This window comes from Cognatundibacterium luofuense, assembly GCF_018139685.1.
Lineage (GTDB): Bacteria > Pseudomonadota > Gammaproteobacteria > Burkholderiales > Burkholderiaceae_D > Undibacterium > Undibacterium luofuense.
The window spans coordinates 1-278 of record NZ_JAGSPN010000690.1 but is presented as its reverse complement, the minus strand read 5'-3'; the positions used below and the strand labels follow the sequence as shown (position 1 = coordinate 278).

General features: G+C 54.0%; 1 protein-coding gene. It reads right to left on the bottom strand.

Going from position 1 to position 278, the window contains the following annotated elements:
- Positions 1-278 (bottom strand): hypothetical protein (locus tag KDM89_RS22210; protein ID WP_212689896.1); only part of this gene is annotated, 278 nt, incomplete at both ends.

Genomic DNA, 278 nt, shown 5'->3' with positions numbered 1-278 from the left:
CATCGGGCGCAGCTTCCATCAACACAGCCAGCCAGCCACCGCCCTCTTCCGACCAGGCATACTGTTTAACGCGCTCGATCAGTTCAATTTTTCCACTTTGCAGATCGATGATGCCAAGACCGGATTTCGGCGCATCTTCCGGTTTTTTCTTTTCTTTTTTTGCTTTGTCCTGTTCGACACGGGTAGGACGTACGGCAAATGCCGCAAACTTCCCATCTGCGCTGAACAGCGGTGCGGCACCACGTGGCGAACGGTATTCACGGCCGTCTTTGAGATGG